Raw genomic sequence first — 22,571 nt, 5'->3', positions numbered from 1 at the left:
CACGGCCCGGACCTCCTCGGCCCGGACCGCCGCCACCCGGACGCCGGCGCCCGAGCTGCGGCTGCTGCCCGGCGGCGGGCCCGGACCCGCCGGGCCGACGCCCGGCGGCGCGCGCCGTTCGCGCTGGCGCTCGTCGGGCTGCTGGTGCTCACCACCATCGGCCTGCTGGTCCTCAACACCGCGATCGCGGTCAACTCGCTGCGGGCCACCGAGCTGCGCACCGCCAACGCCGAGAAGGCCGAGGAGGTGCAGGAGCTGGAGCAGCAGGTCGTCTCCGGCAACACGCCGGCGCAGCTGGCCGCGGCCGCCGTCGCCGCCGGCCTGGTGCCCGCCGGGGCCGCCGGCCACCTCGTGCTCGGCGAGGACGGCGCGGCCGTCCTGCGCGGCGCGCCGGAGCCGGCCCCGGTCCCCGAGACCCCCGGGGCGCCCGAGGGGGAGGGCTGAGGTGGCCCCTCCCGTCCGCGGCCCCGAGCCCGGCCGCCGCACCGCCCCGCGCACCGCTCCCCGCGGCAGCCGGGGCGCCGTGCCCCGTCCCTCCCCACGCGCCGGTGCGCCCCGCGGCCCCCGTGAGCCCCTGACGCGGGAGCCGGTGCCGCGGTCGGGGGCCTTCGCGCCGCGCCGCGCCCCCGGCAGCCGGCGGGTCGGCCGGCCGCTGACCTCCGGCCCCGGGCGGCTGTGGTGGGGCCTGGTCCTCGTCGTCGTCCCGCTGCTGGTGGTCACCGGCAAGCTGGTGCTGCTGCAGGGCGTCGACGGCGGGGCCTACGCCAACGCCGCCGAGCAGGACCGGCTGCGCACCTATCCCATCGCCGCCCTGCGCGGCGCGATCGTCGACCGGGACGGCAACCCCTTCGCCTACACCGTCGACGCCTCGCGGGTGGTGGCCGACCCCACCGTCGTCGAGGACCCCGAGCGCACCGCGCTGGCGCTCACCGCGCTGCTCGACGTGCCGGTGGCCGACCTGACCGAGGAGCTGACCCGGGACGGCCGCTACGTCGTCCTGGCCCGGCAGGTGTCGCCGGAGACCGTCGACGCCATCGACGCGCTCGACCTGGCCGGGATCGTCTTCGAGGACGACCCGGTGCGGCTCTACCCGACCGGGACCGTCGGCGGGCAGGTGATCGGCTTCGTGGGCCGCGACGGCGAGGGCCTGGGCGGTGTCGAGCTGCGCTTCCAGGACGCGCTCGCCGGCACCGACGGGCAGCGGCGGGTCGAGGTGGGCAGCGGCGGCAACCCGATCCCCTCGGGCATCGACGAGTCGTCGCCGGCCACCGACGGCAGCACCGTCGAGCTCACCATCGACCAGGACGTGCAGTACACGACCGAGCAGCGCCTGGCGGAGGCCTGTGCCGACGGCGCGACCACCCGCGCCTCCGCGGTGGTGCTCGACGTGCACACCGGACAGGTCGTGGCGATGGGGTCCTGCCCCGGCTACGACCCCGGGCAGGCCGGCAGCACCGACCCGGAGCTGCTCGGCAACCCGGTGGTCTCCGACGTCTTCGAGCCCGGCTCGGTGATGAAGGCGGTGACCATGGCGGCCGCCGTCGAGGAGGGGAAGGCCACCCCCGACCGGGTGCTCACCGTCAACGGGCACATCCAGGCCGGCGACGCCGTCGTCACCGACGCCCACGACCACGCCCCGGTCGACTGGACGGTGACCGGCATCCTCGCCAAGTCCAGCAACGTCGGGACGATCATGCTGGCCCGCGAGGTCGGCGACGACACGCTCGAGCGCTACCTGCGCGCCTTCGGCATCGGCGAGGAGACCGGCATCGAGCTGCCCGGCGAGAGCGCCGGCATCCTGCAGGACTCCGCCGACTGGACCGAGAGCCGCGCGGCCAACGTGCCGATCGGGCAGGGCGTGTCCGTGACGACGCTGCAGATGGCCTCGATCTACCAGACCCTCGCCAACGGCGGCGTGCGCGTACCGCCTCGGGTGGTCGCCTCGGTGACCGCGCCCGACGGGACGACGTCGACCCCGGCCGCGCCGGAGCCGACCCGCGTGGTCAGCGAGGACACCGCCGACGCCCTCGCCCACATGCTCGAGGCCGTCGTCGGCCCGGGCGGCACGGCACCGCTGGGCGAGGTCGAGGGCTACCGCGTCGCCGGCAAGACGGGGACGGCGCAGCGGGCCAACCCCGAGTGCGGCTGCTACGAGGGCGGCGGCTACGTGACCACGTTCGTCGGGTTCGCCCCCGCCGACGACCCGCAGTACGTCGTCGCGGTCGACCTCGAGCGGCCCACCAGCTCCGCGGAGGGCGGCCAGGTCGCCGCGCCCGTGTTCGCCGACGTCATGCGCTACGTGCTCACCGAGGGCGGGGTGGTGCCCTCCGGCACGCCGCGGCCGGACTTCGCGCTCACCGGTGAGGACCTCGCCGAGGCCGCGACCGGCGGCCCCGCCGGGGACTGAGGCGCGGGACGGGCACGTCCGCGGGAGTGCACGGGGCGGGACACCGCCGAGGGCCCGCGGGTGCGCGGGACGGGACGGGTCCGCCGGTAGATTGGGCCGACGTGAGCCCGACCGGACCCGGGTCGGTGCCCCGGCCTGCGGGGACCCGCCCGCTCGCCCTCAGCGCGCTGCGCGACCTCCTCGGCGACCCCGTGCAGGGGGATCCCGCGACGACGGTCACCGGCGTCACGCTCGCCTCGCCCGAGGTGCGCCCCGGCGACCTGTACGCCGCGCTCCCCGGCGCCCGCACCCACGGCGCGCGCTACGCCGCCGACGCCGCCGGCCGGGGCGCGGTCGCCGTCCTCACCGACCCCGCGGGCCTGGAGCAGGCCGCCGCCACCGGCCTGCCCGTGTGCGTCGTCGACGGGCCGCGGGCGCTGCTCGGCGACGTCGCCGCCCGGGTGTACGGCGAGCCGGCCCGCCGGCTGCCGGTCATCGGCATCACCGGCACCAACGGCAAGACGACGACGGCGTACCTGGTGGAGGCCGGCCTGGCCGCCGCCGGGCACGGCACCGGCCTGATCGGCACCGTGCAGACCCGCGTGCGCGCGCGGGGGAGCGAGACCGCCTTCCCCAGCGTCCGCACCACGCCCGAGGCGCCCGTGCTGCACGCCCTGCTGGCCACCATGGCCGAGTCCGGGGTCGACACCGTGGTCATGGAGGTCTCCAGCCACGCGCTGGTGCAGGGCCGGGTCGGCGGCGTGCCCTTCGCCGCCGCCGGGTTCACCAACCTCAGCCAGGACCACCTCGACTTCCACCGCGACCTCGAGGACTACTTCCGGGCCAAGGCGCTGCTGTTCGACGGCCGCGCCGCGCGGGAGGTCGTCGTGGTCGACGACGACCACGGCCGCCGCCTGGCCGGGATGCTCGGGGATCGGGCGGTCACCGTCTCGGCAGCGGGGGCCGGGGCGGACTGGACGGCCACCGGCGTCGAGGCCGCCCCGGACGGCGGATCGGCGTTCACCCTCACCGGCCCCGGCGGCACCTGGCCCGCCCGGGTGCGCCTGCCCGGGCGGTTCAACGTCACCAACGCCGTGCTCGCCGTCGCGTTGCTCGACGCGGTCGGCGTCCCGGTACCGGCGGCGCTGGAGGGGATCGGCGGCGCCGTCGTCCCCGGCCGCATGGAGCCGGTCGACGCCGGCCAGCCGTTCACCGCCGTCGTCGACTACGCGCACACCCCGGACGCCGTCGCCTCCGCGCTCGCCGCGCTGCGCGGCGCCACCACCGGCAGGCTGGTGACCGTGCTCGGCTGTGGCGGTGACCGCGACCCCGGCAAGCGCCCGGCGATGGGTGCCGCCGCGGCGCTCGGCAGCGACCACCTCGTCGTCACCGACGACAACCCGCGCTCGGAGGACCCCGCGGCCATCCGCGCCGCCGTCCTCGCCGGCGTGCCGGCCGAGCGGCGCGGGTCGGTCGAGGAGATCGGCGACCGCCGGGCGGCCATCGCCCGCGCCGTCGCGCTGGCAGGCCCCGGCGACACCGTCCTGGTGGCCGGCAAGGGACACGAGTCGGGTCAGGAGGTCGCCGGCACCGTGACGCCGTTCGACGACCGCGCGGTGCTGCGCGAGGTCATCGCCGCCACCACCGCCGCCACCACTGCCGCCACCGCCGCCACCACCGCCGGCACGCCCGCCGGGGCGGCCCGCCGGTGATCGCCCTGACCCTCGCCGAGGTCGCGGAGGCCGTCGGCGCAGCGCTTCCGCACGCCGCCGAGGGGACCGTCACCGGCGTCACCCTCGACTCGCGCACCGTCGGCCCCGGCGACCTGTTCGTCGCCGTCGCCGGCGAGCGCGTCGACGGGCACGACTTCCTCGACGCCGCGGCCGCCGCCGGTGCCGTCGCCGCGCTGACCACCCGCCCCGGTGGCCCGCTGCCGGCGCTGGTCGTCGACGACGCCGTCGCCGCGTTGGGCCGGCTGGCCGCCGCCGTGCACACCCGGCTGGCCGCGGACGGCCCGCGGGCGGGCGGGTTGCTGACGATCGGCATCACCGGCTCCTCGGGCAAGACCTCGACCAAGGACCTGCTCGGCCAGGTGCTCGCCGCCGCCGGGCCCACGGTCAGCCCGCCCGGCTCCTTCAACAACGACATCGGCCTGCCGCTCACCGTGCTGTCGGCCGACGAGACGACCCGCCACCTGGTGCTGGAGATGGGCGCGCGCGGCGTCGGCCACATCGCCCGGCTGTGCGGCGTCGCCCGGCCCGACGTCGGCGTCGTCCTCAACGTCGGCTCGGCGCACCTCGGGGAGTTCGGCTCGGTCGACGGGATCGCGCTGGCCAAGGGCGAGCTGGTGGAGGCGCTGCCGGAGTCCGGGACCGCCGTCCTCAACGCCGACGACCCGCGGGTGCTCGGGATGGCGCCGCGCACCCGTGCCCGGGTGGTCACCACCGGCCGCTCGGCGGACGCCGACGTCCGCGCCACCGGCGTCACGCTCGACGACGCCGCCCGCGCCCGCTTCACCCTCGCCGCCGCCGGGGAGGAACACCCGGTGGCGCTGCAGGTCGTGGGGGAGCACCAGGTGGCCAACGCGCTGTCGGCCGCCGCCGCCGCGCTGGCCGCCGGCATGACCCCCGCCGCGGTCGCCGCGGCGCTGTCGGCCGCGCGGCCGCGCAGCCGCTGGCGCATGGAGGTCACCCGCCGCGCCGACGGGGTCACCGTGGTCAACGACGCCTACAACGCCAACCCCGAGTCGATGCGCGCCGCCCTCGCCGCGCTCGCCGGGCTCCCCGCGACCCGCCGGGTCGCCGTCCTCGGCGGGATGGCCGAGCTCGGTCCCGACGCCGACGCCGAGCACGAGCGGCTGGGGCGAGACGCGGTCGCCGCCGGGGTCGACCTGCTCGTCGCCGTCGGGCCGGATGGGGTAGGGATGGTGGCGGGTGCCACGGCCGCCGGTGCCCGCCACGGGCAGGGCGCCGGAGGAGGGCACGGGACGGCCGCCGTGTCCGTGCCCGACCGGGCGGCCGCACTCGACTTGCTCTCGGAGGTGCTGGTGCCCGGTGACGTCGTGCTGGTGAAGGCCAGCCGGTCCCACGGGCTGGAGGTCCTGGCGGACGGCCTGCTGACCGCGGACGGGGCCGACGGGGACCGGGCCGGGGCAGGCGCGTGAAGTCCGTCCTCATCGCAGCGGCCTTCGGGCTGATCATCTCGATCCTCTGCACGCCGCTGGCCGTCCGGGTCTTCCGCCGGCGCGGCTTCGGGCAGGAGATCCGCGACGACGGTCCCGAGTCCCACCTGTCGAAGAAGGGCACGCCCACCATGGGGGGCACCGTCATCGTCGGTGCGACGGTCGGCGGGTACCTGCTCTCGCACCTGTTCCTCATCGGCCAGCCCAACCGCGGGGTCACCGCCAGCGGGCTGCTGGTGCTCTTCCTCATGGTGGGCCTGGGCACCGTCGGCTTCCTCGACGACTACCTCAAGATCCGGTTCCGGCGGAGCCTCGGCCTCAACAAGACGTCGAAGCTGGTCGGCCAGCTGGTCGTCGGCGTCTCCTTCGCCGTGCTCGCCATGAACTTCCCGGACGAGGCCGGCGTGCGGCCGGCCTCCGAGTTCGTCTCCTTCGTCCGCGACATCGGGCCGCTGTTCCTCGGCTCGGTCGGGTTCGTGATCCTGGCCTACCTGTTCATCGCCGGGTTCTCCAACGCGGTCAACCTGACCGACGGCCTCGACGGGCTGGCGGCCGGCTGCTCGGCCATGGTCTGCGGCGCCTACACGGTCATCTCGTTCTGGCAGTTCACCCACGACTGCTCCAGCGCGCTCGTCGACGGCTGCTACCAGGTGCGCGACCCGCTCGACATCACGCTGGTGGCCGCCGCCGGCCTCGGCGCCTGCCTGGGCTTCCTGTGGTGGAACACCAGCCCGGCGCGGATCTTCATGGGCGACACCGGCTCGCTGGCCCTCGGCGGCCTGCTGGCCGGGCTGGCCGTCGTCACCCGCACCGAGCTGCTGCTCATCGTGCTCGGCGGCCTGTTCGTCGCGGTGACCCTCTCGGTGGTCATCCAGGTGGCCTTCTTCCGCGCCACCCGCCGCCGGGTGTTCCGGATGGCACCGCTGCACCACCACTTCGAGCTGGCCGGGTGGGCGGAGAACACCGTCATCGTGCGGTTCTGGCTGGTCACCGGCATGGCCGTGGCCTTCGGCCTCGGACTGTTCTACGCCGACTGGCTGTCCATCACCGGGCTGTGAGCACGCGGTCGGGGAGCGTGCGGTCCCGCGGGGACCGGGCGCGACACGCGCGGCCGTTGACCCGGCTGCACGCCGCCAGCGGCGACGATGGCGGGATGGACGGCCGGAGCGAGTCGACCCGCACCCGCCGCACGCCGCGCCGGGCGCCCGCCGCCGGCCCGCGCCCGCGGCTGCGCGGGCCCGCCTGGCTCGACGGGCCCATGACCAGCTGCCACCTGGTCATCGGCGCCGCCGGGCTGCTGCTGGCCATCGGGCTGGTGATGGTCTTCTCCGCCTCGGCGATCGAGGCCGCGCTGGCCGACCAGCCGGCCTGGCGCCCCGGCGTCGACCAGCTGCTGTTCGCCGCCCTCGGCCTGGTCGCCCTCGGGGTGGCGGTGCGGCTGCCCGCGGGTCTGGTCCGCCGCTGGTCGCCGATGGCGCTCGTCGCCGTCGTCGTCCTGCTGGTGGCGGTGCTCGTGCCGGGCATCGGCGTGGAGTACAACGGCTCCCGGGCGTGGATCAGCCTCGGCTTCACCGACTTCCAGCCCTCCGAGCTGTCCAAGCTCGTCGTCTCCCTGTGGGGCGCGCACGTGCTGGCCGTGCACGGGCGGCACCTGACGGTCAAGACGCTGCTGCTGCCGCTGGTCCCGGTGTTCGTCCTGCTGTGCGGGCTGCTCATGCTCGAGCCGGACTTCGGCGCGGTGGTCAGCCTCCTGCTGGTCGTGGCGGGCCTGCTCTACGCCGGCGGCCTGCCCGGCCGGCTCTGGGCGATCGCCGGGGCGGGCGTGGTCACCCTCGTCGTCCTCATGGTCGGGACGTCGGAGTACCGGATGGAGCGGGTCACCGCGTTCCTCCACCCCTTCGACGACCCCACCGACACCGGCTTCCAGGCGATCCGTGGCTTCTACGCCCTGGCCACCGGCGGCCTGTGGGGCGTGGGCCTGGGCAACAGCGCCATGAAGTGGAACCTGCTGCCCGAGGCCGAGTCGGACTACATCTTCGCGATCATCGGCGAGGAGCTCGGCTTCCTCGGCTGCCTGGTCGTGATCACCCTCTACGCGGTGCTGGCCTACGCCGGCTTCCGCATCGCCCGCCGCTCGGCCGACCGCTTCGTGTCGCTGGCCAGCGTGGCGATCACCGTCTGGCTGGTCGGCCAGGCGGCCCTGAACATGGGCTACGTGGTGGGCCTGCTCCCGGTCACCGGGGTCACGCTGCCGCTGGTCTCCGCCGGTGGCACCTCGCTGGTGCTCACCCTCTTCATCGTGGGACTCCTCATCCGCTTCGCCCGATCCGAGCCCGACGCCATCGAGCACCTGCGCCGCGTCCCGCGCGGCCGCCTGGCCCGCTGGCTGCTGCCCGTCCCCGCGCACGCCGTCGACCCGGTCCGGCCCCGCCGGCCCCGCCCCGAGCGGGCACCCCGCCCGGTCGGCCGCCGTCCCGTGGAGGCCCACCCGGTGCGGCGCGCCGCCGACGTCCACCTGCCCGACGGGCCGCGGCCGGCCGACCGCCGCGGGGCGTCCCCGGCCGCCCGGCGCCCGAGCGGGACCGCGTGCCGGCCCGCCCGGCCGACCGCGACCGCGCCCCCGTGCGCCCGGCCGACCGCCCGGGACGGTCCCGGTGAGCCCGCGGTCGGTGGTCCTGGCCGGTGGCGGCACCGGCGGCCACATCGAGCCGATGCTGGCGCTGGCCGACGCGCTCGGCCGCCGCTCCGAGGCGCCGCGGATCACCTGCCTGGGCACCGCCCGCGGCATGGAGACCCGGCTGGTGCCCGCCCGCGGCTACGACCTGCGGCTGATCCCGCCCGTCCCGCTGCCCCGCAGGCCCACGCTCGACCTGCTGCGCGTGCCCGGCCGGGTGCGCCGCTCGGTCGCCGAGACCCGCGCGCTGCTCGAGGAGCTGGCCGCCGACGTCGTCGTCGGGTTCGGCGGGTACGTCGCGCTGCCGGCCTACCTGGCCGCCCGGCGCGCGGGGGTGCCGGTGGTCGTGCACGAGCAGAACGCGCTGCCCGGGCTCGCCAACCGGATCGGTGCGCGGATCGCCGCCCGCGTGGCGGTCACCGTGCCGGACACGCCGCTGCACCGCGGCGAGCACGTGGGCATGCCGCTGCGCACGGCGATCAGCGGCCTGGACCGCGCCGCCCGGCGCGCCGAGGCCCGGGAGACCTTCGGCCTGGACGCCGACCGGCCCACGCTGCTGGTCTTCGGCGGCTCGCAGGGCGCGGCCTCGCTCAACCGGGCGGCCACCGCCGCGGCCGACGCGCTCACCTCCGCCGGCGTCCAGGTGCTGCACGCCCGCGGCCCCAAGAACACCGACGTCTCGGTGCCGCCCCGCCCGGCCGGCGCGGCGCCCTACGTCGTCGTCGACTACCTGGAGCGGATGGACCTCGCCTACGCCGCCGCCGACCTGGCGCTGTGCCGCTCGGGCGCGGTGACCGTCGCGGAGCTCTCGGCGGTCGGCCTGCCCGCGGCGTTCGTGCCGCTGCCCATCGGCAACGGCGAGCAGCGGCGCAACGCCCTGCCGGTGGTGGAGGCCGGCGGCGGGCTCCTGGTCGACGACGCCGACCTCTCGCCCTCCTGGATCGAGGCCACCCTGCTGCCGCTCCTGACCGACCCCGCCGCGCTCTCGGCGTACGCCGCGCACGCGGCGGCGGCCGGTGTGCCCGACGCCGACGAGCGGTTGGCCGACATCGTGCTGGAGGTGGCCACCGGTGACCGCTGACGCGACGGCGGCCTGGACGGCGCCCGTGCCCTCCCTGGAGGAGCTCGGCGCGGTGCACTTCGTCGGGATCGGCGGTGCCGGCATGAGCGGCATCGCGCGCATCCTGCTGGCCCGCGGGGTGCGGGTCTCCGGCAGCGACCGGCGCGACACCCCGACCCTGCTGGCGCTGCGCGCCCTGGGCGCCCGGGTGGAGGTCGGGCACGAGGCCGCCCACCTCGGCGACGCCGACAGCGTGGTGGTCTCCTCCGCGATCCGCGAGGACAACCCCGAGCTCGCCGCCGCCCGCGCCCGCGGGCTGCTGGTGCTGCCGCGCGCGGTGGCGCTCGCCGCGGTCATGGCGGGGCGGCGCAGCGTGGCCGTCGCCGGGACCCACGGCAAGACCTCGACCACCTCCATGCTCACCGTCGCCGTGCAGGCTTGCGGGGTCGACGCGTCCTTCGCCATCGGCGGCACCCTCAACGAGTCGGGCAGCAACGCGCACGCGGGGGAGGGCGACGTCTTCGTCGCCGAGGCCGACGAGAGCGACCGCTCCTTCCTGCTGCTGGCCCCCCACGGGGCGATCGTCACCAACGTCGAGGCCGACCACCTGGACAACTACGGCGACCTCGCCGCGGTCGAGGCGGCCTTCGACCGGTTCCTCGGCACGGTGCACCCCGGCGGGTTCGTCGTCCTCTGCGCCGACGACCCCGGCGCGGCCCGGTTGCGCGGCGTCCCGACGCCGGCCCGGGTGCGCACCTACGGCACCGCCGCGGACGCCGACCTGCGGATGGTCGACCTCGACGTCGGCCCGGACGCCACGAGCTGGATCGCCGTCCTGGACGGCGCGGTGCTCGGCCGGGTCCGGATCCGGGTGCCCGGCGAGCACATGGCCCGCAACAGCGCCGCCGCGCTGCTGGCCGGCCTCGAGCTCGGCCTGCCCGCCGAGGGTCTGATCGCGGGGCTCGAGCGCTTCGGCGGCGTGCACCGCCGGTTCGAGCTCAAGGGCGTGGCCGCGGGGGTGCGCGTCTACGACGACTACGCCCACCACCCGACCGAGGTGACCGCCCAGCTGCGCGCCGCCCGCGCGGTGGCCGGCGAGGGGCGCGTCGTCGTCGCCTTCCAGCCGCACCTCTACAGCCGCACCCGCGAGTTCGCGACCGCCTTCGGCGCCGCCCTCGGCCTGGCCGACGAGGTCGTGGTCATGGACGTGTACGGCGCCCGCGAGGACCCCGTGCCCGGCGTCACCGGGGCGCTGGTGGCCGACGCCGTCCCGCTGCCGGCCGGGCAGGTGGCCTTCGAGCCCTCGTGGTCGGCGGCCGCGCCGGCCCTGGCCGGCCGCGCCCGTCCCGGCGACCTGGTCATCACCATGGGCGCCGGCAACGTCTCGATGCTCGGCCCGGAGGTCCTCGCCGCGCTGGACGGCGGCGTTCCCGGCGACGACGGGGACCCCCGGCAGTGAGCCGCTCCGGCCTGACGACCGCCGACCGGGAGCGCGGGGTCCCGGCCGAGGTCGTCCGGCCGGCCCGGCGCCGCCCGCGCCGCGACACCCCGGCCGACCGCCGCCGGCGCCGCGTCGTCCGCGCGGTGGTCGCCGTCGCCGTCGTCGCCCTGGCCTGGTGGGCGGTGTGGGCCAGCCCGCTGCTGGCCGTGCACCAGGTCCGCGTCGACGGCGCCACGACGCTCACCGCCGAGCAGGTGCGCTCCGCCGCCGGGATCCCCGGGGGGACGCCGCTGCTGCGGGTCGACGTCGAGGCCGCGGCGGCACGCGTGGCCCGGCTGCCCCAGGTGGCCGACGTCGCGGTCACCCGGGGCTGGCCGCGCAGCGTCGTCGTCACGGTGGTCGAGCGGCGGCCGGTCGCGGTCGTCGAGCAGGCCGGCACGCGCTCGCTGGTCGACGCCTCCGGCGTGCTCTTCGACACCGTCACCGGCGAGGCGCCCGAGGGCGTCGTCCCGCTCGACGTCGCCGCACCGGGCCCCGACGACCCGGCCACCCGCTCGGCCCTGGGCGCGCTGGTGTCGCTGCCGTCCGACGTCCGCGCGCAGGTCACCGGCGCCCGGGCCACCACCGGCGAGGACGTCACGCTGACCCTGGCCGACGGCACGACCGTCGTCTGGGGCGGTGCCGACGACGCCGACGACAAGGCCGCCGTGCTCGTGGCCCTGCTGGCCCAGGTCGCCTCCGGTGCGCTCGACCCCGCGGCCGCGATCGACGTGAGCGCTCCGCGCGCCGTCGTCCTCCGGTGAGGACCTCCCTGCCCCCCACGGCTCGCGTGCTCGCCGCGGGCCCCCGCAGGAGGGCCGAGGTCCTCGCAGAGGGTGCGCGGGCGGGCGCGGACAGCGGTCGCGGCGGTGCGCCGCCGACACGCCCACTGCCGCGACACGCCCGACACGCAGCACGGATCCGATTCGTCCTGGTCCCGCTCGTGGAGCGACTCTCGAGCCGGGGATGAGGCCTGGGACAGGCGGGTCGTCACCCACAGTGGTGCAGATGTGACCACCGGGTCGCCCGGTGTCCGTGAGGTGTCGTGGTCGCGACACGCCGGGCCGGGGAGGGTGCTTGTAGGGCCGGACGCGCCCCACCTAACTTCGTCCGCGTCGACCCAGTTGACATAACACTAAGTCTCCACTTGAGGATGAGGGTCGAGGTCGGGAGCCCCACATGACACCTCCGCACAACTACCTCGCGGTCATCAAGGTCGTCGGCATCGGCGGCGGCGGCGTGAACGCGGTCAACCGGATGATCGAGGTCGGTCTGAAGGGGGTGGAGTTCATCGCCATCAACACCGACGCGCAGGCGCTGCTGATGAGCGACGCCGACGTCAAGCTCGACGTCGGCCGCGAGCTCACCCGCGGCCTCGGCGCCGGCGCGCAGCCCGACGTCGGCCGGCAGGCCGCCGAGGACCACCGCGAGGAGATCGAGGAGGTGCTCAAGGGCGCCGACATGGTCTTCGTGACCGCCGGCGAGGGCGGCGGCACCGGCACCGGCGGTGCGCCCGTCGTCGCCTCGATCGCCCGCAAGCTCGGCGCGCTGACCATCGGTGTGGTGACCCGGCCGTTCTCCTTCGAGGGCAAGCGCCGCGCGGTGCAGGCCGAGTCGGGGATCGAGGAGCTGCGCAACGAGTGCGACACGCTCATCGTCATCCCCAACGACCGGCTGCTGCAGCTCGGTGACCGCAACGTCAGCGTGATGGACGCCTTCCGCACCGCCGACCAGGTGCTGCTCTCCGGTGTCCAGGGCATCACCGACCTGATCACCACGCCCGGCCTGATCAACCTGGACTTCGCCGACGTCAAGTCGGTCATGTCCGGGGCGGGCTCGGCGCTCATGGGCATCGGCAGCGCCCGCGGCGACAACCGCGCGCTGCTCGCGGCCGAGCAGGCCATCGCCAGCCCGCTGCTGGAGGCCTCGATGGAGGGCGCCCACGGCGTCCTGCTGTCGATCTCCGGCGGGTCGGACCTCGGCCTGTTCGAGATCAACGAGGCCGCCTCGCTGGTCTCGGACGCCGCGCACGCCGACGCCAACATCATCTTCGGTGCGGTGATCGACGACGCCCTGGGCGACGAGGTCCGCGTGACCGTCATCGCCGCGGGCTTCGACGGCGGCCGGCCCTCGGCCCGCAAGGACGGCGCCGTCGCGTCGGTCCCGGCGGCGCCCCCGGCCGCGGCGCCGAGCCGGTTCAGCGCGTCGCCGCCGGTCGCCCCCGCCCCGCCGCGGGCGACGGGGGAGCGCCTCGTCGGGCACGTCCCGCCGGCGCCCGTGGCACCGGCCGCCGCGCCGGCACCCGCCCCGGCGCCGGTCCGGCAGGCCCCGCCTCCGGGCGGCGGGATCACCGTCCCGCCGCTGCCGCCGGTGCAGAACGCCGCGGCGAGCGCAGCGTCGGCCGGCCGCCGGCCGCTGGGCAACGAGGACTTCGAGGAGGAGCTCGACATCCCGGAGTTCCTGCGCCAGTAGAAGGACCCCCGTGCCCCCCACCCCTCGCTCCGCTCAGGGCGGGCCCCTGCACGGGGGCCGTTCCAGCACGTCACCTGCCCCGCCGGCGGTGCGCCCCCGCAGGGTGGTCACCGACCGGCGGGGCGGCCGCTCGCGTCCGCCCCACGACGCGTTCAACCTCGGCGGCCACGTCGGCGACGACCCCGTCGACGTCGCGGCCAACCGCGAGCGCCTGGCCCGCGAGATCGGCGTGCCCGGCGAGCGGCTGGTGTGGATGGACCAGGTCCACGGCACCGGCGTCGCCGTCGTCGACGGGCCGGTCGAGGGCCCGCTGCCCGCCACCGACGCGCTGGTGACCCGCACCCCGGGCCTGGTGCTGTGCGTGCTGGTCGCCGACTGCGTGCCGGTGCTCCTGGCCGACCCGGTCGCCGGTGTGGTCGCCGCCGTCCACGCCGGCCGCGAGGGCGTCCGCCGGGGCGTCGTCCCCGCCACGCTGGCCGCCATGGCCCGGCTGGGCAGCCGGCCGTCGGACACCACCGCGCTGCTCGGCCCGGCCGTCTGCGGCGCCGACTACGAGGTGCCGCGCGAGATGCAGGCCGAGGTGGCCCGGGTGGCGCCCGCCGCCGCCGTCCGCACCCGCAGGGGGACGCCCGGGCTGGACCTGCGCGCCGGCCTCGCCGAGCTGCTGACCCGCGCGGGCCTGCCCCAGGTGGTGCACGACCCGCGCTGCACCGTCGAGGACCGGCGGCTGTTCAGCCACCGCCGCGACGGCGTCACCGGCCGGCAGGCCGGCGTCACCTGGCTGGGGTGAGCGGCGGGGAGGATCGGCCCATGACCTCCCCGGCCGACCGCCTGCAGGCCGTCCGCGACCGCATCGCCACCGCGGCCCGGACCGCCGGGCGCGACCCGTCGTCGGTGACGCTGCTCGCCGTCAGCAAGACCTGGCCGGCCGGGGCGGTCCGCGAGCTCGCCGCGCTCGGCCAGGCGGCGTTCGGCGAGAACCGCGCCCAGGAGCTCACCGCCAAGGCCGCCGAGCTCGCCGACCTGCCGCTCGAGTGGCACTTCGTCGGTCAGCTGCAGCGCAACAAGGCCGCCGCCGTCGCCCGCACCGGCGCCGTCGTGCACTCCCTCGACCGGCTCCCGCTGGCCCGCGCCCTGGCCCGGGTGGGGGAGGAGACCGGCCACCCGGTCGGGGTCTTCCTGCAGGTCGACCTCGGCGGCGCGGCCGGCGAGCTGGCCGAGCGCGGCGGCGCCGCGCCGGAGGACGTCCCCGCCCTCGCCGACGCCGTCGCGGACCTGCCCGGCCTGACGCTGCGCGGCCTCATGGCGGTCGCGCCGCGCGGCGAGGAGCCCGGGCCCGCCTTCGCCCGCCTGGCGGACCTCGCCGCGCGCGTCCGGGCCGACCACCCCGGCGCCGCGGAGCTGTCGGCGGGGATGAGCGGGGACCTCGAGGAGGCGATCGCGGCGGGCGCCACGCTCGTGCGTGTCGGTACCGCGCTCTTCGGCTCCCGGCCCCTAACCTCGGCGCGAGTCACACCAGTCACAGGGGTCCCACCCGGATCCCCGGAGGAGGTCGTCTGATGGCCGGTGCCATGCGGAAGATGGGCATCTACCTCGGACTCGTCGAGGACGACGACGCCCGCGCCTACGGGCGCTACGACGCGCGCCAGTCCGACCACCACGACCGGTACGACGACGGCCGCTACGACGACGGCCGCTACGACGAGGGCCGGTTCGACTCCCGGGGCCTGGACGAGGGCCGCTACGACGAGGGCCGCTACGACGCGGCCCGGTACGACGACGGCCGCTTCGACTCCGGCCGCTACGACGAGCGCCGCTACGACCGCCTGGGCGACAGCCACCCCGGCGAGCGCACCGACGAGGGGCGCCGCCGCGAGGCCGACCGGCACGACGGTGTCCGCTACGACGGCGACCGCTACGACGGCGACCGCTCCTCCGGTGACCGCTACGACGGCGACCGCGCCGACGAGGGCCGTCCCGCCGTCCGCACCCCCGCCCCGGCCGGCTCCGAGCCCGCCGTCCTCCGCCGCGCGGGCGCACCCCGCATCGGCCTGGCGCAGCCGGTGTCCGGCGTCGCCCCGGCCGCCTCGGGACCCTCGCGGCTCGGTGCGGTCGGCGCCGGCGGCGCGGGTGCCTCCGCGGCCGGCCTGGCGGCCCGCGAGCAGGTGGCCGCGGTGCCCGAGCCGGCGCCCGCCCCCGTGGCGCAGCCCTACCGGATCACCACGCTGCACCCCAAGACCTACAACGAGGCGCGCGCCATCGGCGAGGCGTTCCGCGAGGGGAGCCCGGTCATCATGAACCTGACCGAGCTCGACCACGCCGACGCGCGGCGACTGGTGGACTTCGCCGCGGGACTCGTCTTCGGGCTGCGCGGTAGCATCGAGCCCGTCACGGCCAAGGTGTTCCTGCTCAGCCCGCGGGACGTCGACGTGACGGCCGAGGACAAGGCCAAGATCCGCGAGGGCGGGTTCTTCGAGGAGTCCTGACGCCGTCGGCCGGGGCGCTGGGAGCGCAGAGACAACGGCACCGCTGGTGCCCCGGGACGAGCGAGGACAGTGGGCATCTTCTGGCAGGTCGTGTCATCGGTCCTGCTCGTCTTCCTCATCCTCCTGTTCGCGCGTTTCGTCGTGGACTGGGTGATGGTGCTGGCGCGCAGTTGGCGCCCGTCCGGCTTCGTCGCCGCGGGCCTGGAGGTCGTGTACGCGACCACCGATCCGCCGCTCAAGGCGATCCGGAAGGTGATCCCGCCCCTGAACCTGGGGTCCATCCGACTGGACCTCGCGTTTATGGTGCTCTTGATCGCCGTCTACATCCTGCGGAGCATCACGTCCGGTCTCGCCCTCACCGCGTGACCGCCGTGCGCGCGCACCGGCGCGCGACCCGACAGACCCCGTACCCGCCGTCCGACCCGAGGTGAGCCCCTTGCCACTCACGCCAGCCGACGTGCACAACGTCGTCTTCAAGAAGCCGCCGATCGGTAAGCGTGGCTACGACGAGGACGAGGTCGACGCGTTCCTCGACGTGGTGGAGGCCGAGCTCGCCCGGCTGATCGAGGAGAACAACGAGCTGCGCGCCGGCTCGAGCACCGGCCGTGTCGCCGCCCAGCCGGTGGCCCCGGAGCCGACGCCGGCTCCGGCGCCCGCCCCGCCGCCGCAGCCGGTGGCCCGCGAGGACGACACCGCGCGCGCCTCCCGGATGCTGGCGCTGGCGTCGGAGACCGCCGACCGCTACGTCAACGAGGCCAAGTCCCAGGCCGACCAGATGGTCTCCACGGCCAAGACCAACAGCGACCGGATGGTCGCCGAGGCACGCGCCAAGAGCGAGCAGATGGTCAGCGAGGCCCGCACCCGGGCCGACTCGATGCTCAACGACGCGCGCACCCGCGCCGACACGATGGAGCGCGAGGCCCGCGCCAAGGCCGCGGCCCTCGACCAGGACGCCGAGCGCCGGCACGCCGAGGTCATGGGCGGCCTCGAGGAGAAGCGGGCCAACCTCGAGCGCAAGATCGAGGAGCTGCGCACCTTCGAGCGCGAGTACCGGACCCGCTTCCGGTCCTACCTCGAGTCGCACCTGCGCGACCTCGACGCCCGCGGCTCGGCCGAGCCGTCGTCGGCCACCCGGCAGACGCAGCACGCTCCCGCCTGACGCGCGATCCCCGACAGGGCCCCCGGACTCCCGTCCGGGGGCCCTGTCGCGTTCCCGGGCCGGGACGGGCCGGGGTCCCCGGCCCGTCCGCCGCTACAGTCGCGCCGTGGTCGTCGCCGCCGGTCTCCTCGTGCTCGCCGGCCTCGGGCTGTTCGTCGCCGGCGTCCTGACCGCCGACACCGCCTGGTACTGGGCCTGCGTCGCCGCCTGCGCCCTCGCCGCGGTCCTGCTGGTGGTCGCCCGGCTGCGGGCACCGGCGGGCACCCGCGTCCCGGCCCGCCGACCGGGGTCCGAGCCGCAGCCGGCCCGCTCCGCCGGCCGGACGGCGGCCGCCGCGACGGCGGCGCCGAGCGCCACGCCGGCCGCCCCGCCGACGCCGGCTGCCGACGGACCCCCGGCCGACGACGGGCCCGCCGGCCGGCACGGGCGCCACGAGGCCCCCGGTGACCACGAGGCCCCCGGTGACGTGGCGGGGGCCCCCGCGTCCGCCCACCCCCCGGTCACCGCGTCCCGGCCGACCACGGCCGCCAGCGGCAACGGCACCCCCGCCGCCGCGGCCGCGGACCAGGCCGACCCGCCGGAGGAGGACGTCGAGGTCACCGACCTGCTCCTGGTCGTGGACCTGACCGACGAGGTGCTCGTGGTCGACGAGCACCCCCGCTACCACCTGGCCGACTGCCCCTGGCTGGCCGGCCGGGAGACCATCCCGCTGCCGGTGAGGGAGGCGCGCACCGACGGGTTCACCCCGTGCGGACGCTGCGGCCCCGACCGGTTCCTCGCCGACGCCGAGCGCGCCCGGAAGGCCGCCCGCCGCGGCTGACCGCGGCGGGCGGCGAGGTCAGGCGCGGGCGAGCCAGAAGCGCGAGCCCGAGGGTCCCTCGACGCCGGGACCCTCACCCGCGGCACCGGCGTGCACGGCGGTCGCGAGCACCTCGCCGGCCAGCTCCTCGCCGGCCCCGGTGAGTGCCTCGGCCATCGTGCCCTCGGCGGTCCACCACAGCCGGATCCGGTCGCTGACCGCCAGGCCCGCGTTCTTGCGGGCCTCCTGGACCAGGCGCACCGCCTCGCGGACCAGCCCGGCGCGCTCCAGCTCCGGCGTCAGCGTCAGGTCCAGCGCCACGGTGAGGCCGCCGGCGCTGGCCACGCCCCAGCCCTCGCGCGGCGTCTCGGTGACCACCAGGTCGCCGTCCTCGAGCGGCACGGTCTGCCCCTCGACGTCGACCGTCGCCGTCCCCGACCGGTAGGCCGACACGAGCGCGGCCGGGTCGGCCGCGGCGACGGCCTTCGCCACCGCCTGCACCTGCCCGCCCAGCCGCCGGCCGACCGCGCGGAAGTCGACCTTCACGCTGACGTCGACCAGGTCGCCGCCCACCGCCGCGAGCTCGACCAGCTCGGCCACGTTGAGCTCGTCGGCGACCTCGGCCACCAGGTCGCGGCCCATCGTCGCCCAGCCCGGCGCGGCCACCAGCGCCCGCGCCAGCGGCTGCCGGGTGCGCACCTTCGCCGCCGTGCGGGCGGCGCGGCCCAGCTCCACCAGCCGGCGCACCAGGTCGACCTGGGCCACCAGCTGCGGGTCGCGGGCAGCGGCGTCGACGGCCGGCCAGGAGGCGAGGTGCACCGAGTCGGGGGCGTCCCCGCCGAGGCCGGGCCGCACGACGCGGGTCCACACCTCCTCGGTGACGAACGGCGTGAACGGCGCCATGAGCCGGGTCAGGCCGTCGAGCACCTCGTGCAGCGTGCCCAGCGCCGAGGGGTCGCCGTCCCAGAAGCGGCGGCGGGAGCGGCGCACGTACCAGTTGGACAGGTCGTCGACGAACTGCGCCAGCAGCCGGCCGGCGCCCTGGGTGTCGAAGGCCTCCAGCGCCTCGGTGACGCCCTCGGTGACCGCGGCCAGCTGCGCCAGCGCCCAGCGGTCCAGCAGCGGCCGCTCGGCGCGCGGCGGGGCCGGCGTCGCGGCCGGGTCCCAGCCGTTGGTCTCGGCGTAGAGCGTGAGGAAGCTCGCGGTGTTCCAGTAGGTCAGCAGGACCTTGCGGACCACCTCGGACAGCGTCTCGTGGCCCACCCGGCGGGCCGACCACGGCGAGCCGCCGGCGAGCATGAACCAGCGGACGGCGTCGGCGCCGTGGCGGTCCATCAGCGGGATCGGCTCGAGGATGTTGCCCAGGTGCTTGCTCATCTTGCGGCCGTCCTCGGCGAGGATGTGGCCGAGGCACAGCACGTCCTCGTAGGCGTTCCTCCCGAACACGACGGTGCCCACCGCCATGAGCGAGTAGAACCAGCCGCGGGTCTGGTCGATGGCCTCGCAGATGAACTGCGCGGGGTAGGACGCCTCGAACTCGGCCAGGTTCCGGTGCGGGGCGCCCCACTGCGCGAAGGGCATCGAGCCGGAGTCGTACCAGGCGTCGACGACCTGCGGCACCCGCCGGTAGGTGCCCTCCTCGCCGGGGCGGGTGAAGGTCACCTCGTCGATGAACGGCCGGTGCGGGTCGAGGCCGGCGAGGTCCTCACCGGTCAGCTCCGACAGCTCCGCCAGCGACCCGACGACGACCATCCGCGAGGGGTCGGCGTCGTTGCGCCAGATCGGCAGCGGCGTGCCCCAGTACCGGTCCCGGGAGAGCGCCCAGTCGACGTTGTTGTTCAGCCAGTCGCCGTAGCGGCCCCACTGGATGGTCTCGGGGTGCCAGCGGGTCTTCTCGTTCTCGGCGAGCAGCTGGTCCTTGACCGCGCTGGTGCGGATGTACCAGGACGGCTGCGCGTAGTACATGAGCGGCGTGTGGCAGCGCCAGCAGTGCGGGTAGCTGTGCTCGTAGCGCTGCTCGCGCCACAGCACCCCGCGCGCCTGCAGGTCGACGACGAGCTCGTCGTCGGCGGCCTTGAAGAACCGCCCGCCGACCAGCGCGACCTCGGGCAGGAAGTGGCCGGAGGCGTCGATCGGGTTGACGACGGGCAGGCCGTAGGCGCGGCAGACGGCGAGGTCGTCGGCGCCGAAGGCGGGGGACTGGTGCACCAGGCCGGTGCCGTCGTCGGTGGTGACGTAGTCGGCCAGGACGACGTAGTGGGCGTCCTGTGGCCGGCCGTCGGGACCCTCGGGGAAGTCGACCAGCTCGAAGGGGCGCCGGTAGTGGGTGCGCTCCCAGTCGCGGCCGGTGGTGCGGGCCAGCACCTCGACGTCCTCGCCCAGGACCGCGGCGACCAGCGGCTCGGCGACGACGAGGACGGCGTCGTCCTTGCGCACCACGAGGTAGGCGACGTCGGGGTTCACGGCGACGGCGGTGTTGGACGGCAGCGTCCACGGCGTCGTCGTCCAGACCAGCAGGTCGGCCTTTCCGGCCCACTCGCCGTCGGTGACCGGCAGCCGGACGTAGACCGAGGGGTCGGTGATCGACTCGTAGCCCTGCGCGACCTCGTGGTCGGACAGGCCGGTGCCGCAGCGCGGGCAGTAGGGCGCCACGCGGTGGTCCTCGACGAGCAGGCCCTTGTCGAAGACCTGCTTGAGCGACCACCACACGCTCTCGACGTAGGCGGGGTCCATCGTCCAGTAGGCGGTGGACATGTCGACCCAGTAGCCCATGCGGCGGGTGAGGTCGCTGAAGGCGTCCACGTGCCGCATGACCGACTCGCGGCAGCGGGCGTTGAACTCCGCGATGCCGTAGCGCTCGATGTCGGGCTTGCCGGCGAAGCCGAGCTCCTGCTCGACGGCGATCTCGACCGGCAGGCCGTGGCAGTCCCAGCCGGCGCGGCGGGGCACGTGCCAGCCCTGCATCGTCTTGAAGCGGGGGAAGACGTCCTTGAAGGCGCGCGCCTCGATGTGGTGGGTGCCCGGGCGGCCGTTGGCGGTGGGCGGGCCCTCGTAGAAGACCCACTGCGGCCTGCCCTGCGAGGCCTCCAGCGACCGGGCGAAGACGTCGGCGTCCTCCCAGCGCCGCAGCACGTCCTGCTCGAGCGCGGGCAGGTCGACCTGGGGCGGCAGCGCACGGAACGGAGAGCTCACGCCTCCATTGTCCCCGAGCCGTCGAGCGCGATCGCGTGCAGGCGCAACGGCCCCGACACGGGCGTACGGGAGACTGATCACCATGGGCGGGCGGCGGTGAACACCACGGTCACCGTGGCCCTCGCCGTCGGGGCGCTGGTCGTGCTGGTCGCCGCCCTGGCGCTGCGGCTCGCCGACCGCCTGGGCCTGCCCAGCCTGCTGCTCTACCTCGCCCTCGGCGTGGCGCTGGGGGAGAGCGGCCTGGGCGTCGAGTTCGAGGACGTCGCGCTCACCCAGACCCTCGGCGTCGCCGCGCTCGTCGTCATCCTCGCCGAGGGCGGGCTGACGACGCGGTGGGCCGACGTCCGCCGCGCCGTGGGCCCGGGGCTGGCGCTGTCGACGGTCGGTGTCGCGGTCAGCGTGACGACGACGGCGGCGGTCGGCGTCTGGCTGCTGGGCCTGGACTGGCCCTTCGCGCTGCTGCTGGGCGCCGTCGTCAGCTCCACCGACGCCGCCGCGGTGTTCGCCACGCTGCGCCGGCTGCCGCTGCCGCGCCGGATGGTGGCCGCGCTGGAGGTGGAGAGCGGCCTCAACGACGCCCCGGTCATCCTGCTGGTGGCCGCGCTGTCGGAGACCCTCACCGGCGGGGAGTCCGAGGCGTGGTGGGTCACCGCGGTCGTCGTGGTGGCCGAGCTCGCCGGCGGCGCGGTGGTCGGGCTGGCGCTCGGCGCGGGCGGCGCCTGGCTGCTGCGCCGCTCGGCGCTGCCGCTGTCGGGCTTCTACCCGCTGGCCACGCTGGCGCTGTGCGTGCTCGCGTACGCCTCCGCGTCGCTGGCGCACACCTCGGGCTTCGTCGCGGTCTACCTGTGCGGGCTGGTGCTGGGCAACGCCGCGCTGCCGCACCGGGCGGTGACGATCGGCTTCGCCGAGGGCATGGCCTCGCTCGCGCAGATCGGGCTGTTCGTGCTGCTCGGCCTGCTCGTCTCACCCGGCCGGCTGCCCACCGCGGTCGGCCCGGCGCTGCTGATCGGCCTCGCGCTGCTGCTGGTGGCGCGGCCGCTGTCGGTGGCGGCGAGCCTGGCCTGGTTCCGGATGCCGTGGGCGCAGCAGGCCTTCGTCTCGTGGGCGGGACTGCGCGGCGCGGTGCCCATCGTGCTGGCCACCATCCCGCTGACCGCCGGGGTGTCCCGCGCCACCCTCGTGTTCGACACGGTCTTCGTGCTGGTCGTCGTCTTCACGCTCGTGCAGGGCTCCTCGCTGCCCTGGATGGCCCGCCGGCTGGGCATCGCCGCGCCGCTGACCCCGCGGGAGATCGAGGTGGAGTCCGCGCCGCTGGAGGAGCTCGACGCCGAGCTCATGCAGATGCGGGTGCCCGACGGCTCCCGGCTGCACGGCGTCTACCTGCCCGAGCTGCGGCTGCCCGAGGACGCCGCCGTGGTGCTCATCGTCCGCGACGGGCGCTCGTTCGTGCCCGACGAGACCACCCGGCTCATGCGCGGGGACCAGGCGCTGCTGGTCTCGGCGCGCCGGTCGCGCCCGGAGGCCGAGCGGCGGCTGCGGGCGGTCAGCCGCGCCGGCCGGCTGGCCAGCTGGCGCGGCGAGCAGGGCGCGGCCACCGAGTCCGACTGAGGAGCCGGGGGACGACTGCCGGGGGAGTCGTCGTCCGGAGGAGGCCCGGACGGTGTCTCCCCGCAGTCGCGTGG

17 protein-coding genes and 1 pseudogene are annotated in these 22,571 nt (G+C 76.4%); 17 read left to right on the top strand and 1 reads right to left on the bottom strand.

Annotation, left to right across the window (positions count from 1 at the left end; translation table 11 throughout):
* The first annotated feature begins 123 nt into the window (after positions 1–123).
* The 16 genes and pseudogenes from ftsL (at position 124) to JD79_RS19100 (ending at position 17,718) form a co-directional block, all read left to right on the top strand.
* Complete coding sequence (gene ftsL / locus JD79_RS19175; RefSeq protein WP_484098145.1) at positions 124–444, top strand: cell division protein FtsL; 321 nt, start codon at positions 124–126, stop codon at positions 442–444.
* A 145-nt stretch (positions 445–589) separates the two neighbouring features.
* Positions 590–2,407, top strand: coding sequence for a peptidoglycan D,D-transpeptidase FtsI family protein (locus JD79_RS19170; protein WP_245900224.1), 1,818 nt, complete (start codon positions 590–592; stop codon positions 2,405–2,407).
* A gap of 101 nt (positions 2,408–2,508) precedes the next feature.
* Entirely contained in the window at positions 2,509–4,098 is a 1,590-nt protein-coding gene (locus tag JD79_RS19165) for a UDP-N-acetylmuramoyl-L-alanyl-D-glutamate--2,6-diaminopimelate ligase (RefSeq protein WP_110006807.1), read from the top strand.
* Complete coding sequence (locus JD79_RS19160; RefSeq protein WP_110006806.1) at positions 4,095–5,549, top strand: UDP-N-acetylmuramoyl-tripeptide--D-alanyl-D-alanine ligase; 1,455 nt, start codon at positions 4,095–4,097, stop codon at positions 5,547–5,549. The genes JD79_RS19165 and JD79_RS19160 overlap by 4 nt, the downstream gene beginning before the upstream one ends.
* Positions 5,546–6,625, top strand: a complete 1,080-nt coding sequence (gene mraY, locus JD79_RS19155; RefSeq protein ID WP_110006805.1) for a phospho-N-acetylmuramoyl-pentapeptide-transferase — start codon at positions 5,546–5,548, stop codon at positions 6,623–6,625. The genes JD79_RS19160 and mraY overlap by 4 nt, the downstream gene beginning before the upstream one ends.
* Positions 6,626–6,720: 95 nt before the next feature.
* Positions 6,721–7,836, top strand: a pseudogene (ftsW, locus tag JD79_RS19150) (putative lipid II flippase FtsW); the annotation flags it as partial.
* 385 nt (positions 7,837–8,221) lie between these two features.
* A complete protein-coding gene (gene murG / locus JD79_RS19145) occupies positions 8,222–9,322 on the top strand; it encodes an undecaprenyldiphospho-muramoylpentapeptide beta-N-acetylglucosaminyltransferase (protein WP_110006804.1) in 1,101 nt (366 codons plus the stop codon).
* The gene (gene murC / locus JD79_RS19140; RefSeq protein ID WP_110006803.1) at positions 9,312–10,760 is read left to right on the top strand and encodes a UDP-N-acetylmuramate--L-alanine ligase; all 1,449 of its coding nucleotides are present in this window, start codon (positions 9,312–9,314) and stop codon (positions 10,758–10,760) included. The genes murG and murC overlap by 11 nt, the downstream gene beginning before the upstream one ends.
* Positions 10,757–11,545 (top strand): cell division protein FtsQ/DivIB, encoded by a 789-nt coding sequence (locus JD79_RS19135; RefSeq protein ID WP_245900223.1) that lies wholly within the window; start codon positions 10,757–10,759, stop codon positions 11,543–11,545. The genes murC and JD79_RS19135 overlap by 4 nt, the downstream gene beginning before the upstream one ends.
* A 415-nt stretch (positions 11,546–11,960) precedes the next feature.
* On the top strand, positions 11,961–13,253 hold the full coding sequence (gene ftsZ / locus JD79_RS19130; RefSeq protein ID WP_110006802.1) for a cell division protein FtsZ: 1,293 nt from the start codon (positions 11,961–11,963) through the stop codon (positions 13,251–13,253).
* A gap of 88 nt (positions 13,254–13,341) precedes the next feature.
* On the top strand, positions 13,342–14,043 hold the full coding sequence (gene pgeF, locus JD79_RS19125; protein ID WP_110006801.1) for a peptidoglycan editing factor PgeF: 702 nt from the start codon (positions 13,342–13,344) through the stop codon (positions 14,041–14,043).
* A gap of 20 nt (positions 14,044–14,063) precedes the next feature.
* Positions 14,064–14,813, top strand: a complete 750-nt coding sequence (locus JD79_RS19120; RefSeq protein ID WP_110006800.1) for a YggS family pyridoxal phosphate-dependent enzyme — start codon at positions 14,064–14,066, stop codon at positions 14,811–14,813.
* The gene (locus tag JD79_RS19115; RefSeq protein ID WP_281270331.1) at positions 14,813–15,739 is read left to right on the top strand and encodes a cell division protein SepF; all 927 of its coding nucleotides are present in this window, start codon (positions 14,813–14,815) and stop codon (positions 15,737–15,739) included. Before JD79_RS19120 ends, JD79_RS19115 begins: the two co-directional genes overlap by 1 nt.
* 69 nt (positions 15,740–15,808) lie before the next feature.
* Positions 15,809–16,105, top strand: a complete 297-nt coding sequence (locus JD79_RS19110; RefSeq protein WP_110006799.1) for a YggT family protein — start codon at positions 15,809–15,811, stop codon at positions 16,103–16,105.
* 70 nt (positions 16,106–16,175) lie between these two features.
* Positions 16,176–16,898, top strand: a complete 723-nt coding sequence (locus JD79_RS19105) for a DivIVA domain-containing protein (RefSeq protein ID WP_110006798.1) — start codon at positions 16,176–16,178, stop codon at positions 16,896–16,898.
* A 106-nt stretch (positions 16,899–17,004) separates the two neighbouring features.
* Positions 17,005–17,718, top strand: a complete 714-nt coding sequence (locus tag JD79_RS19100; protein ID WP_110006797.1) for a hypothetical protein — start codon at positions 17,005–17,007, stop codon at positions 17,716–17,718.
* Positions 17,719–17,736: 18 nt separating this feature from the next.
* Here JD79_RS19100 and ileS read toward each other — a convergent pair whose 3' ends face one another.
* Complete coding sequence (gene ileS / locus JD79_RS19095; protein WP_110006796.1) at positions 17,737–20,889, bottom strand: isoleucine--tRNA ligase; 3,153 nt, start codon at positions 20,887–20,889, stop codon at positions 17,737–17,739.
* A 96-nt stretch (positions 20,890–20,985) separates the two neighbouring features.
* Here ileS and JD79_RS19090 point away from each other — a divergent pair, with 96 nt between their 5' ends.
* Positions 20,986–22,497: a potassium/proton antiporter gene (locus JD79_RS19090; RefSeq protein ID WP_110006795.1), complete on the top strand. Its 1,512-nt coding sequence runs from the start codon at positions 20,986–20,988 to the stop codon at positions 22,495–22,497.
* The last annotated feature ends 74 nt before the right edge of the window (positions 22,498–22,571 follow it).

Origin of the sequence: Geodermatophilus normandii (genome assembly GCF_003182485.1) — a bacterium.
GTDB lineage: Bacteria > Actinomycetota > Actinomycetes > Mycobacteriales > Geodermatophilaceae > Geodermatophilus > Geodermatophilus normandii.
This window is presented reverse-complemented; position numbering and strand designations above follow the sequence as displayed.

Excerpts from the sequence above, each read along its gene's own strand:
- JD79_RS19115 (WP_281270331.1), top strand. The coding sequence starts at position 14,813 with ATGGCCGGTGCCATGCGGAAGATGGGCATCTACCTCGGACTCGTCGAG.
- JD79_RS19120 (WP_110006800.1), top strand. The coding sequence starts at position 14,064 with ATGACCTCCCCGGCCGACCGCCTGCAGGCCGTCCGCGACCGCATCGCC.
- ftsZ (WP_110006802.1), top strand. The coding sequence starts at position 11,961 with ATGACACCTCCGCACAACTACCTCGCGGTCATCAAGGTCGTCGGCATC.